A 13,508-nucleotide genomic window follows, 5' to 3' on the forward strand; every position below is an offset into this window, starting at 1 on the left:
GAAACATGATTCATCTTCTGGAAACCGTTTCGGTGCCGACCCTCCCGCTGGTCTGGTTCCTGCTCATCGCCGTCCTGTGGACCGGCTTCTTCTTCCTCGAAGGGTTCGACTTCGGCGTCGGCATGCTGATCCCCGTCCTGGGTAAGAACGACCGTGAGCGACGCGTCGTCGTCAACACGATCGGGCCGGTCTGGGACGGCAACGAGGTGTGGCTGATCACCGCCGGCGGCGCCATGTTCGCCGCTTTCCCCGGCTGGTACTCGACGCTGTTCTCGGGGCTCTACCTGCCGCTGCTGCTGGTGCTGATCGGGCTCATCCTGCGCGGCGTGGCCTTCGAGTACCGCTCGAAGCACCCCGGCAGCCGGTACCGCGCCATGCTCGACTGGTTCGCAATCGTCGGCTCGTTCCTCCCGGCGCTCGTCTTCGGGATCGGGTTCGCGAACTTCGTCGTCGGCCTCCCGAACGACGGCCTGCTGTTCGACGGCTCGTTCTGGGGCCTGTTCGGACCGTTCGCCCTGCTGGGCGGCGTCATGCTGGTGGTGCTGTTCCTCGTGCACGGGTCGGCCTTCATCGCGCTGAAGACCAAGGGGCTCATCCATGACCGCGCCGAGGCGTTCGGGGCCAGGTTCGGGTGGGCGGCCACCGCGCTGGTCGCGGTGTTCGTCATCTCGCAGAACCTCTTCTACCCGGCCACCTCGGAGTTTGGTGATTTCGCCGTGCTGGCGTGGGCTGTCGGCGTGGTGTCGATCGTCTCCATCGCCGCCGCCACGGTCATGATCAAGCGCGGCCGCGACGGCTGGGGCTTCGTCCTCACCGGCGCCTCCGTCGTCACGCTGTTCGTTGGGATCTTCCTCAAGATCTACGGCAACCTCGGCTTCGCCCAGGACGAGACCGTCGCAGCGACCGAGCGGTTGAACATCATCACCGCCGCTTCGTCCCCGACGACGCTGACGATCATGACGTGGGCCGCGGTCATCTTCGTGCCGATCGTGCTGGCCTACCAGTCGTGGACGTACTGGGTGTTCAGCAAGCGCATCAGCCTGAAGAACATCCCCGAAGAGGTCTCCCCGATCGCCTGATCCCTGAGCAGGGCGTCCGTCGAATCGGTCCCTGTGCAGGGCCAGTGAGCAGCCCGTCCGTCGAAGGGTAACGGCGTCGTGGCCCACCGCCGCCCCCAACCACAGGGCGGCGACCACAGCCGGGGCCGTAACCCTTCGACAAGCTCAGGGACCACGGACGACAAGCTCAGGGACCACGGACGACAAGCTCAGGGGCCACGACCGACAAGCGCAGGGAACAGCTGTGGAACACTGAATGAATGGCCGCCCCCATCCATCCCCGACTGCTGCAGCGGGCACGAGCCACCCGCTGGTTTCTCCTGGCCACCGTCGTGGTCGGGCTGGCCACCGCGGCGCTCATCATCGCCCAGGCGCGGCTGATCGCCGACTGGGTCACTGAGGCGTTCGCGACCCGATCATTCCCTCCCGGCTGGCAGACGGCGGCCCTCATGCTGGCGCTGGTGTTCGCGGGGCGGGCGGCGCTGACCTGGCTCGGCTCGCTCCTGGCCCACCGCAGCGCGGCGGCGGTGAAGTCGACGCTGCGGCGAGACGTGCTGGCCGCCCGGCTCGCGACCCCGATCGGCGCCGCGTCGTCGGCGTCGCTCGTGCGCACCGTCACCGCCGGCCTCGACGCCCTCGACGGCTACTTCTCGAAGTACCTCCCCCAGCTCGGCCTGGCGGCGACCGTGCCCCTCCTCGTGGGCGGCACCATCCTGCTCACCGACTGGCAATCGGCCCTCATCATCGCGTTCACACTCCCGCTCATCCCCCTCTTCATGGCCCTCATCGGCTGGACGACCGAAAAGGCCACCCGGCAGAGCTTCGGGGTGGCCGACCGGCTGGCCCGGCACTTCGGCGACCTCATCGCGGGCCTGCCCACCCTCCAGGCGTTCGCTCGGGCCAGGGCCCAGCGCCACGGGGTCGAGCTCAACGAAGGGCAGTACCGCGAAGCGACGATGAAGACCCTGTACATCTCCTTCCTGTCCGCGTTCGCCCTCGAACTGCTGGCGTCGTTGTCGGTGGCGGTCGTGGCGGTAACGGTCGGCTTCCGCCTCGTTTACGGCGACGTCGACTTCACCACCGCCCTCTTCGTCCTCATCCTGGCGCCGGAGGCTTTCCTGCCCGTCCGGCAGGTCGGCGTTCACTTCCACGATTCCGCCGACGGCGTCGCCGCCGCCGACGCCGCGTTCGAGGTGATCGACGCAGCCCCCTCCCCCGGGGGCACCGGTCCCGTGCCCGCAGGGGCCCTCCGGCTCGAGGACGTGCGCTACACGTACCCCGGCGCTGACGCCCCCGCCGTCGACGGGCTGAGCCTCGCCGTCGAGCCGGGCGCGGTGGTCGCGCTCAGCGGGCATTCCGGGGGCGGGAAGTCGACCGCCCTGGCGATCGCCATGGGCTTCCTCGTGCCTGAATCCGGCCGCGTGACTGTGGGCGGCGAGGATCTCGCTGGCCTGGATCTCACCGACTGGCGCCGGCAGGTCGCCTGGGTGGCCCAGGAGCCCGGGATGCTCAACGGGACCGTCGCCGACAACGTCGCGCTCGGGCATCCCGAAGCCGCTGCCGCCGACATCTCCCGGGCGCTCGCTGACGCCGGCGCCGACTTCGGCCCCGACAAGCACGTCGGCGACGACGGCGAGGGACTGTCCGCCGGCGAGCGACGGCGCGTCGCCCTCGCCCGTGCGCTCGTGCGCATCAGGGTGGGCGGGGCGCGGTTCCTCATCCTCGACGAGCCCACAGCCGGCCTCGACGCCGACACCGAGGCCCGCGTGATCGCAGCGGTCCGCGCTACGGGCGCCGGCGCACTCGTGGTCAGTCACCGGCCCGCCGTGCTCGCCGCGGCCGACCACGTCGTCGAGGTGGTGACGGCATGACCGGGGAGCGGGCAATCCGGCGCTGGCCTGCGCTGATCATGGCGCGCGACCTGCTCGACGCGGTGCCGAAGGGCCGCCGTCGCTTCCTCTTCGCCGTCGTGCTGGCGGTCCTCGCGTCGGGCTCATCGGTGGCGCTCATGGGGTCTCTGCCTGGCTGCTGTCGTTCGCAGCGTTGGCCCCGCCCGTGCTCTACCTGCAACCAGCCGCCGTGGGCGTCCGGGCCTTCGCGATCTCGCGGGGCGTCTTCCGCTATCTCGAGCGGCTGGTCGGTCACGACGTGGCGCTGCGCATGCAGACGGCGCTGCGCGTGCGGGTCTACGACAAGCTGAGCCGCACCACGCTGATCGGGAGCCGACGCGGCGACCTGCTCACCCGCGTCGTCTCCGACGTCGTAGCCATCCAGGACCTCGTCGTGCGGGTGGTCATCCCGTTCGTCTCCGCGAGCGTCGTGGTGGCGGCGGCGTCGATCGGCCTGGCCGTCCTCGACTGGCGCGCGGCGCTGGCCCTGTTCGTCACCGCGGTGCTGGCGGGCGTCGTCCTGCCGTGGTGGACTCAGCGGCTCACGCTCGACGCGGACCTCGCCGCCACCCCCGCCCGCGGCCGACTGTCCGACGGCGTACGCGAACTGTCGCGCACAGCCACCGACCTCGTCGCCTACGGTGCCGATGGCGCCCAGCTCGACCGGCTGCTAGCGGTCGACGACGAGCTCCGGCGGATCGAGTCCCGCGGCGCCTGGGTGCGCGGGCTCGCCACGGGAGGGCAGTTGCTGGCGGCCGGGGTCGCGGTGCTGGCGTCGCTCTACTTCGGGACGGACGCCGTCGCCGACGGCCGCCTGGACCCCCGGTTCCTCGCCGTGCTCGTGCTCACCCCGCTGGCTCTCCACGAGGTGCTGGGAACGTTCGCCCAGGCCGCCCAGACCTACACGCGCGCCCGCTCGGCACTGGGGCGTCTCGCCGAAGTGTTGGACGCCGAACCCGTCGGATCCGGCGACGCTGTGCCTGGCGACGGCGCACCCGGCCTGCGCTTGCGCGGGGTGACGTTGGGATGGCCGGGCCATGAGCCGGTGATCGCCGACCTGACGCTCGCCGTCGAACCGGGCGAGAGGGTGGCGCTCGTCGGCCCCTCCGGCGTCGGGAAGACCACTCTGGCGGCCACCGCCATGGGCCTCATTCCTCCGCTCGCGGGCACGGTGGACCGCGGCGGCAGCGTCGGCTACCTCGAACAGGACGCCCACATCTTCGCCACGACGGTGCGGGAGAACGTCCGGGTCGGCAGCAGAGACGCGACCGACGACGAGATCACCGACGCCTTGGCGCGGGCCGGGTTGCCGATCGACCTCGACCGGGCGGTCGGCGAATCCGGCGGGTCGCTCTCCGGCGGAGAACGCCGTCGCCTTGCCCTGGCGCGGCTTCTCGTCGGAAGCAGAGACCTCATCATCCTCGACGAACCCACGGAGCACCTCGACCGCGAGACCGCCGACCAACTCATGGACGACGTCTGGCGCGCCTTCGCCGGGCAGCCTCTGCTGGTGATCACCCACGACCCCGACGTCGTCGCCCAGTGCACCCGTGTCGTCCGCCTTTCGGGTGTGGGCGCCGGTGCGGTATCGGCGTGAGGATTCACGCAGCCGGGGCGACGGGGGCGTGCGGAGCCCGACCGTTCCGGGGCGGTGACCGGTAGAGTGGCCGCGTGACCCACGCCGCTGACCGCCGCCCGCTCAGAGTGGCGCAATTCGTCGACAACTACGGGCCGGGCAGCAACGGCCTGATGTTCGCCGTACAGCAGCTCGAAGGCAACCTGCTCGACGCGGGGCACGAAGTCATCGTCGTCGCGCCCGCCGCCAAGGGCCCCAATCCGCACCACGGGAGAGCCGGTCGGACAGAGCTTCGGCTACCGTCGGTCCGCGTGCCGAAGATGCCAACGCGGGTGGCGAACGGTCGGCACTTCGACCGCACGATCGACAAGCTTGGCGCCCTCAAGCCCGACGTCATCCACGTGCACGGCTTCGGCACCGTCGGGCTGCTCGGCATCTGGGCCGCACGGCGCCTCGGCATCCCCACCATCCTCACCTGGCACACCGACTTCGACGCGTACGCCGACCACTACTCCACAGTCCTGCCCCTGCTGACGGGCGTGCTCCGCGCCTTCGCCGTCTGGTCCCGGGGCGAGGTGGTGGACCGTAATGACCTCAAGTTGGCCGAGATCCGCTACGAGGATCGCGGACGATCAACAGCCTCCCTGCTCGGCGTCTGCGAGAAGATGCTGCGCTCCGCCGACCTCGTCACCACACCGTCGCCCAAGACCGCTACGCGGTGCCGCGAGATCGTCCCGGAGGCCAGCATCCTCGTCGTCCCGAACGGAGTGGACCCGCTACCCCCCGGCCCGCCGCCGTTCACCCGGGAGCCCGGGCCGCTGGTGCTGTACGCCGGCCGCATCGCACCGGAGAAGGGCATTCCCCTCCTGGCCGAGGCGTTCCATCTGGTGCACGCCCAGCGTCCTGACGCCCGCCTGATGATCGTCGGCGACTGGCAGCGGTACCCCCGGATCCGCAAGGTCCTGGCCGAGGGAGCCGCGCAGGGCAAATTCATCCTCACCGGAGAGAAGAAGCGCGACGAGCTGGGCGCCTACTACGGCATGGCAGACCTGTTCGCCTTCCCCAGCGAGACCGACACCCAGGCGCTCGTGCTGCACGAGGCGGCCCTGGCCGGGCTGCCGATCGTGAGCGTCGACCACGAACTGCGCCTCGTCATCGAGCCGGGCGTCAACGGGGAGATCACGCGGCCGACCGCCGCCTCCCTCGCCGCGGGGATCATGCGGGTGATCGCCCGACTTGAAGACGACGAGTGGCGCACCCGCGCCTCGGCACGCTCGATCGAACTCGCGTCGCAGTGGACCATCCGCTCCCAGGCCGACGAGATTCTCCGGCTCTACGCGGAGGTTGCCGCCGGGCCTGCCGGCGAGCGCGCCGTCGGGCTCTGACGCCGTCGCACTCTGTGGCCCAGGCCTCGTTGTCGCCCTTCCAGGCGCCAACCGCCGACGACGAACGCCAACGGTCGGACCCTGACGCCAACGGTCTGACCGGAACGCCAACCGACTGGGAGAAACGCCAACGAGAAAGCGCCAAACGCCAACGGCGCCACGACTACGCCGACGAGATCCCTGGACGCTGGCGATATTTCGCGGGCGTCGCTGATTCTGGTCGGCGAACGCTCCTCACCGTTGGCGTTCCGGTCAGACCGTTGGCGAACCGGCGAAACCGTTGGCGTTACCCCAGACCTGTTGGCGTTTCGGTCGAACCGTTGGCGTTGACGTCGCCGAGGGCCGACGGCTCAGCGCCCGGTCATCTCCGACGGCACCACCCAGCGGTCGAAGTCCTCACTGCTGACGCCGTTGGCGAGCGCCGACTCCTTGAGCGACGTCCCCTCCTTGTGCGCCTGCTTGGCGATCTTCGCCGCGAGGTCGTAGCCGATGTGGCGGTTGAGTGCGGTCACCAGCATGAGGTTCGATTGGAGATTGGCCTCGATCCGCTGCGTGTTCGGCTCGATCCCCACCGCGCAGTGCTCGGTGAACGAGCGGGCGCCGTCGGCCAGCAACCGGATGGACTCCAGCACGGCGTGTGCCATGACGGGCTTGAAGACGTTGAGCTGGAAGTTGCCCTGGCTGCCGGCGAAGCCGACGGCGGCATCGTTGCCCAGAACCCGTGCGACGACCATCGTCAGCGCCTCCGACTGCGTCGGGTTGACCTTGCCCGGCATGATCGAGCTGCCCGGCTCGTTCTCCGGGATCGTCAACTCGCCGATGCCGTTGCGGGGACCGCTGGCGTACCAGCGCACGTCGTTCGCGAGCTTCATCAGGGCGTCGGCCAACACCCGCAGGGAGCCGCTGACCTCAACCAGTGAGTCGTGCGCGCTCAGCGCCGCGAACAGGTTGTCGGCCTGGCGGAACTCGAGCCCCGTCTCGGCCGAGATCTTCTCGGCGGCGAGCTTGCCGAAGTCAGGATGCGCGTTGAGCCCGGTGCCGACGGCGGTGCCGCCGATCGCGAGGTCGCGCGCCCGCTCGTCGGCGAAGCGGATCCCGTCGAGCGCGAAGTCCAGCTGCGCCACCCAGCCGCCAAACACCTGGCCCAGGCGGACCGGCGTCGCATCCTGCAGGTGGGTGCGGCCCACCATGACGACGTCGTCGTACTCCTCCGCCTTCGCGGCCAGGACCTCGCGCAGCCTGGCGATGGCCGGGTAGAGGCGCTCGTTGAGCTCGTTGACGATCGCGATGTGCATGGCCGTGGGGAAGGTGTCGTTCGACGACTGCCCACGATTGACGTGGTCGTTGGGGTGCACGGGCTTCTTCGAGCCCATCTCGCCGCCGGCCAGTTCGATGGCGCGGTTGGAGATCACCTCGTTGGAGTTCATGTTCGACTGCGTGCCGGAGCCGGTTTGGAAGACCACCAGCGGGAAGTGGTCGTCGAGGTTGCCCGCGATCACCTCGTCGGCGGCCTGCACGATGAGGTCGGCGACGTCGGCGGGCAGCTCCCCCAACTCCCCGTTCGCCTGGGCCGCGGCCTTCTTCAGGATGCCGAGTGCCCGCACCATCGCGCGCCCCCACACGAAGGTGTCGCGGCCGATGTCGAAGTTGTGCAGCGAGCGCTCTGTCTGAGCGCCCCAGTAGCGGTCGGCGGCGACCTCGATCTCGCCGAAGGAGTCAGTTTCGATGCGCATGTCCATGAGGCTGACGCTACCGCTTTCCGGGACAAAAAGGGCCCGGCCCGCTGCCCTTGGGGGGGCGGCAGCGGGCCGGGCGATCTTGGGGCTCATCGCTGAGCGACACCAGCATACGCGCACGTAACCGCCGGTCAAAGCTGACGCCGTGTTTCAGCGGGAATTTTCACCCATCGAAACCACGTGAAATCAGCCCGCGGACTTGCCGTGGTTGATGGACCTGAAACCCCTCAGCCGGAGACTGTTCAGCACCACGAAGACACTGGAGAAAGCCATCGCCGCGCCCGCGATCATCGGGGTCAGCATCCCCAGCGCCGCCAGCGGGATGGCCGCCGTGTTGTAGGCGAACGCCCACACGAGGTTCTGCTTGATGGTGCTGAGCGTTGCGCGCGACAGCCGCACCGCATCGACGGCGGCGGCGAGGTCGTGTCGCATGAGCGTGATGTCGCCGGCCGCGATGGCCGCGTCGGTGCCGGTGCCCATGGCGATGCCGAGGTCGGCCTGCGCGATCGCGGCCGCGTCGTTGACGCCGTCGCCCACCATCGCCACCTGCCGACCAGCAGCCTGCAACTCCTTGATGACCTCAACCTTGCCCTGGGGCGTCACCCCGGCGCGCACGTCGTCGATGCCCACCTCTGCGGCCACGGCGCGCGCCGTCTTCTCGTTGTCGCCGCTCAGGAGCACCGGGGTGATCCCAAGGCTCTTGAACTGCGCGATGGCGGCCGCTGCGGTGTCCTTGACGGTGTCCGCGACGATGATGCGGCCCAGCAGTCGCTCCTCCGTCGCCACCTCGACGACGCTGCCCACGAGGTCGCCCGCCCACTGCGGCGCGGAATGCCCGAGCTCGGCCATGAAGGCGGGTGACCCGGCGTAGATGGTGCGTCCGTGGACCACACCCTTCACGCCGCGGCCGGGGACGTTCTGGAAGTCGACGACCGGGGCCGGACGCTCGACCTCGGCCACGACGGCCTGGGCGATCGGATGCTCCGACGCCGCCTCCACCGCCGCCGCGACGGCCAGCAGTTCGGCCTCGGAGACGCCGTCGGCCGGCTGGACAGCGGCCACGGCCATCTGGCCCGTGGTGAGAGTGCCGGTCTTGTCGAACACGACGGTCTGGACGCGCCGCGCCCGCTCCAGCACCTGAGGCCCGCGGATGACAGTGCCGAGCTGCGCGCCGCGCCCCGTTCCCACCATGAGCGCCGACGGCGTGGCCAGGCCGAGCGCGCAGGGGCAGGCGATGATGAGGACGGAAATGGCTGCAGAAAGCGCCGCCGTCGTGCCGTTGCCGACGACCAGGTGCACCACCAGCGTCACAGCCGCGATGACCAGCACGACCGGCACGAACACGCCGGAGACCTTGTCCGCCAGTCGCTGGACCTCAGCCTTGCCGGTCTGCGCCTCCTCGACCATGTGCGCGATCCGCGCAAGCTGCGACGCCTCCCCGACGGCGGTGGCCCGCACGACGAGCCGGCCGGTCGTGTTCACCGAGCCGCCGACGACGTCGGAGCCGGGTTCGACCTCCACCGGGAGCGATTCGCCGGTCATGACGGAGGCGTCGACGGCGGAGCGCCCCTCGACCACCTCGCCGTCGGCGGCCACCTTCTCGCCGGGCCTGACGACGATGAGGTCGCCGGCGCGCAGCTGCTTGGCGTCCACCCGGCGCTCGTCGCCGTCGACCAGAAGCGTCGCCTGCTTCGCCCCCACCTCGAGCAGAGCCCGCAGGGCGGCACCGGACTCCGTCTTGGCTCGCGCTTCGATGTAGCGGCCGAGCAGCAGGAAGGAGATGATCGTGACGGCTGCCTCGAAGTAGATGAAGCCGAGCGCGTCCTGGGATCCGAGGTTGAACTCGAACTCGTGCTTCATGCCGATCATGCCGGCGTGGCCGAACACCATCGCGTACACCGACCAGCCGTAGGCGGTCAGCGTGCCGAGCGTGACGAGCGTGTCCATGGTCGTGGCGCCATGGCGCAGGTTGGTCCACGTGGCGCGGTGGAAGCTTCGCCCCAGCCAGAGCACCACGACCGTCGACAGCACGAGCGCGGCCCACTGCCAACCGGGGAACTGGAGCGCGGGAATCATGGACACGAGGACGACGGGGATGCTGAGCGCAAACGACCAGAGCACGCGCGGCTTGAGTTCGGCGGCCTCGTCGGCCTTGGGCGCCTCCGGCTGGGGCACCGTGGCGCCGTAGCCCGTCTTCTCCACCACTTCGATGAGCATCGCAGGGTCGACCCCGTCGGGTGCCTCGACCGTCGCGCGCTCAGTGGAGTAGTTGACCGTGGCGATGATGCCGTCGACCTTGTTGAGCTTCTTCTCAATGCGGGCCGCGCACGAGGCGCAGGTCATGCCTTGAATGTCGAGTTGAATCTGATTGGTCATTGGCCCTCCTCAGGGCGCGCCGGACCCACACGGGTGGCGTGTTCGAACCGTTGTTCGTGCGGCGCCGGTGGGCGCGTATGTGTGCCGCCGTGGGCGGCGGAAGGTCAGGCCTCGACGACGGTATAGTCGCCGGCCTCGCGGACCGCCTCGATGATCGAGTCGAAAGGGACCCGCTCGTCGGACTCAACGAGCATCGAGCCGTCCTCGAGGGTGACGTTGACGTTCTTGACGCCCTCGACCTCGGAGACCTCTTCGGTGACGTGGGAGACGCAGTTGCCGCACGTCATCCCGGAAACGGTGTACTTGGTGATCATGGTGGACCCTCTCACTTGACCAGGCGCTTGATCGCCTGCATGGCTTCGTCGAGCTTCTCATCGGCCTCCGGGCCGCCCTTACGGGCCGCGTCGGCCACGCAGTGCGCGAGGTGGTCGTTGAGCAGACCCAGAGAGACCGCCTTGAGCGCGCTCGTGGCGGCGGCCACCTGGGTGAGGACGTCGATGCAGTACTGATCCTCCTCGACCATGCGCGCGATCCCGCGCACCTGGCCCTCGATCAGCTTCAGGCGACGAAGATACGCCGTCTTCTCCGGTGTGTATCCATGCGTCGTATGGCATTGCACTTCGGCTGTGGTCATTGCGCCCTCCTCGCCGTCCACAATACCCCCTGGGGGTACTGAATCCAAGTACCTTCATCATCTCATCCGGCCCAGGTCACGCCGCGGGTGGGGTCTCTCAGCCTTGATATCCACAAGCAAGGCACAGCCCCTGTGGATAATCACCGGGCCTGGCGCGCCGGGTCGCCACCGCTCATGCCTATATCACACCCGGCCCGATCGATGCGCCGGGGGTAACCACGCGGTGAAAGCCCTTGCCAGAACGTGATACCCGGCGATGACCGGCCGCAGGGAACGGTGCCGTCGGCACGGGCCCTGCCTCCGTAGTGCCGCGCCCCGTCTCTTTGTGGACAAATCCATGAGAGATCTTCAGCTTTCATGAATATAACGATTTGATAACGGAAGTTTCACGCTCAACTCCCACCGCCGTCCACAACCGCGGGGATCACCACTGGACGTTATCCACAACCGTCCACAGCGCACCCACAAGTCATTCCACAGGGAGTGTCAGAGCGGTGCCCTAATGTGTGGGGACCTGGCAGACGATGGGAGGGCAGATGACACAGGCAGCCGTCTACGACGACCGCGACCTCGACCGCACGCCACCTCAGGATCTGGCCGCCGAGCAGAGCGTCCTCGGCGCGATGATGATGTCGAAGGACGCTATCTCCGACGTCGTCGAAGTCCTGCGCGGGGTCGATTTCTACCGACCCAACCACGAAACCATCTTTGACGCGATCATCAACCTCTACGGCCGCGGCGAGCCTGCCGATCCCATCACCGTCGCCGGAGAACTGGGGAAGTCGGGGCAGCTGGGCAAGGTCGGGGGTGCCGTCTACCTCCACGACCTGCTCTCCAGCGTCTCGATCGCGGCCAACGCGATCTACTACGCCGAGTTGGTGCGAGACAAGGCGATCCTGCGGCGGCTGGTCAACGCCTCCATCCGCATCGCCCAGCTCGGCTACTCCGGCCAGGGCGAGGTCGACAAGATCGTCGACGAGGCCCAGCAGACGCTCTTCGAGGTCACGGACCGAAACGCGGCTGAGGACTACAAGTCTCTGCGGGAGCTGATCGAGCCCACGTTCGACGAGATGGAGGCCATCGCCTCGTCCGGCGATGCACTGTCGGGCGTACCTACGGGTTTCACCGAACTTGACCGCATCACCAACGGCCTGCACCCAGGCCAGATGGTCATCGTCGCCGCCCGCCCCGGCGTCGGCAAGTCCACGTTCGCGCTGGACGTGTGCCGCAGCGCGGCGATCCACCACAACCTGACGACGGCGTTCTTCTCGCTCGAGATGAGCCGCACCGAGATCGTGATGAAGATCCTCTCGGCGGAGGCCTCAGTACCGCTCGGCCGGATCCGCGGCGGCAAGATGGACGAGAGCGACTGGCAGCGCGTCACCGATAAGTCGGCGATCCTGGGCGAGAAGAACTTCTTCATCGACGACTCCCCCAACCTGACGATGATGGAGATCCGCGCGAAGGCGCGCCGCCTCAAGCAGCGTCACGACCTGCAGCTGCTGGCGATCGACTACATCCAGCTGATGAGCTCCGGCAAGAAGGTGGAGTCGCGTCAGCTCGAGGTCTCCGAGTTCTCCCGCCAGATCAAGCTGTTGGCCAAAGAGCTTGAGATCCCGGTCATCGCGTTGTCGCAGCTCTCGCGTAACACCGAGCAGCGCAAGGACGGCATCCCCCAGCTCTCCGACCTGCGTGAGTCAGGCTCGCTGGAGCAGGACGCCGACATCGTCTTGATGCTGCACCGCCCCGAGATGTACACGCAGAACCCCACCGACGAGGAGCGCGGCCTCGCCACGTTCCACATCCCCAAGCACCGCAACGGCGAGACCGGCCGCATCGACGCCCTCTTCCAGGGCCACTACAGCCGCTTCACCAACGCCCCGATGTAGCGCGCTCCCGGGTCTCCCTGGGGTGGCCGAGGAGCGCACCCGGGATGGGTGCACCGACGTCGACGACGCGGACCACGCGACGCCAACCGACTGCCCCCAACGCCAGCCGACGACCTCAAACGCCAACGGACAGCGGCCAACGCCGACGGATATCGCGAGACGCCCGCAGGACTCAGCGACGCCCGCGAGATCTCGCGGGCGTCGCTGAGTCTTGTCGGCGGTTGGCCTTGTCTGTTGGCGTTGCCAATTAACCGTTGGCGTTTCTGTCTACCCGTTGGCGTTTCCAGATAACCGTTGGCGTTGCTGTCTACCCGTTGGCGTTTCCAGATAACCGTTGGCGCTGCTGTCTACCCGTTGGCGTCGGCGCTTCCCTCTTGGCGTTTGGTTCTGTTGGTTGGCGGTCGGGCCCAGCGGCCGGCGACCGCACGGTCCCCGCCACGAGTGCGGCCGCAGCCCGGACGCCCCACAAGGGCCCACCGAGGGGCCTGATCCGGTGGAGCCGGGCTCTCGGAGACGAGCACCGGCTAGGAGCCGCACTTCTGGTCGCCGACCGGGAGCTCAAGGAAACCCCGCACTGCGGCGAGGGACTCCGGGCGGACGGTCCAGTGGACCCACCGGCCACGCTTCTCGCGGGCCACGAGCCCGGCGTCGTGAAGCTTGTTCATGTGGAAGGACAGCGTCGGCTGGCTGATCCCGAGCGCATCCGGCAGATGGCATGCACAGGCTGTGCCAGCCGCGGACTCCGCGAGATACCGCAACAACCGCACCCTCGTCGGGTCGGCGAGCGCCTTGAAGGTCGACGCCAGCGCGTCCGCCTCCTGAGCCGCAAGCAGGTCGCAGCCCGCTCCCGCGCAGCAGTCGTCCACGTCACTCAGGTGACCGGCGGCTGAACTCATGGTGAACAGGGTACCCGACGCATTGACATTCATCGATACGCTGGGTTGACTGTCCATCGACACTTCTCG

General features: G+C 68.7%; 9 protein-coding genes and 1 pseudogene. 5 read left to right on the forward strand and 5 right to left on the reverse strand.

What is annotated here, in order from left to right:
• Positions 1-5: 5 nt before the first annotated feature.
• From cydB to RPIT_RS12835, 4 genes and pseudogenes are all read left to right on the forward strand, one after another.
• Positions 6-1,079 (forward strand): cytochrome d ubiquinol oxidase subunit II, encoded by a 1,074-nt coding sequence (gene cydB, locus RPIT_RS12820; protein WP_077343806.1) that lies wholly within the window; start codon positions 6-8, stop codon positions 1,077-1,079.
• A 311-nt stretch (positions 1,080-1,390) separates the two neighbouring features.
• On the forward strand, positions 1,391-2,929 hold the full coding sequence (gene cydD / locus RPIT_RS12825; protein ID WP_237267878.1) for a thiol reductant ABC exporter subunit CydD: 1,539 nt from the start codon (positions 1,391-1,393) through the stop codon (positions 2,927-2,929).
• 38 nt (positions 2,930-2,967) lie between these two features.
• Positions 2,968-4,544 (forward strand): annotated as a pseudogene (cydC, locus tag RPIT_RS12830) (thiol reductant ABC exporter subunit CydC).
• Between the two features lie 74 nt (positions 4,545-4,618).
• Entirely contained in the window at positions 4,619-5,908 is a 1,290-nt protein-coding gene (locus RPIT_RS12835) for a glycosyltransferase (RefSeq protein ID WP_077343808.1), read from the forward strand.
• Between the two features lie 350 nt (positions 5,909-6,258).
• Here the strand turns inward: RPIT_RS12835 and fumC are convergent, their stop codons facing one another.
• The 4 genes from fumC to RPIT_RS12855 all read right to left on the reverse strand — a co-directional run bounded on the left by fumC (position 6,259) and on the right by RPIT_RS12855 (position 10,654).
• Positions 6,259-7,647, reverse strand: a complete 1,389-nt coding sequence (gene fumC, locus RPIT_RS12840) for a class II fumarate hydratase (protein ID WP_077343809.1) — start codon at positions 7,645-7,647, stop codon at positions 6,259-6,261.
• A 183-nt stretch (positions 7,648-7,830) separates the two neighbouring features.
• Positions 7,831-10,020, reverse strand: a complete 2,190-nt coding sequence (locus RPIT_RS12845) for a heavy metal translocating P-type ATPase (protein ID WP_077343810.1) — start codon at positions 10,018-10,020, stop codon at positions 7,831-7,833.
• Positions 10,021-10,124: 104 nt separating this feature from the next.
• Complete coding sequence (locus tag RPIT_RS12850; RefSeq protein ID WP_077343811.1) at positions 10,125-10,334, reverse strand: heavy-metal-associated domain-containing protein; 210 nt, start codon at positions 10,332-10,334, stop codon at positions 10,125-10,127.
• 11 nt (positions 10,335-10,345) lie between these two features.
• The gene (locus RPIT_RS12855; protein WP_077343812.1) at positions 10,346-10,654 is read right to left on the reverse strand and encodes a metal-sensitive transcriptional regulator; all 309 of its coding nucleotides are present in this window, start codon (positions 10,652-10,654) and stop codon (positions 10,346-10,348) included.
• Positions 10,655-11,190: 536 nt separating this feature from the next.
• Between RPIT_RS12855 and dnaB the strand changes: the two genes are divergently transcribed.
• Positions 11,191-12,543, forward strand: coding sequence for a replicative DNA helicase (dnaB, locus tag RPIT_RS12860; RefSeq protein WP_077343813.1), 1,353 nt, complete (start codon positions 11,191-11,193; stop codon positions 12,541-12,543).
• A gap of 524 nt (positions 12,544-13,067) precedes the next feature.
• Here the strand turns inward: dnaB and RPIT_RS12865 are convergent.
• Complete coding sequence (locus tag RPIT_RS12865; protein ID WP_077344331.1) at positions 13,068-13,439, reverse strand: ArsR/SmtB family transcription factor; 372 nt, start codon at positions 13,437-13,439, stop codon at positions 13,068-13,070.
• Positions 13,440-13,508: the final 69 nt, after the last annotated feature.

The organism is Tessaracoccus flavus, assembly GCF_001997295.1.
Taxonomy (GTDB): Bacteria; Actinomycetota; Actinomycetes; order Propionibacteriales; family Propionibacteriaceae; genus Arachnia; species Arachnia flava.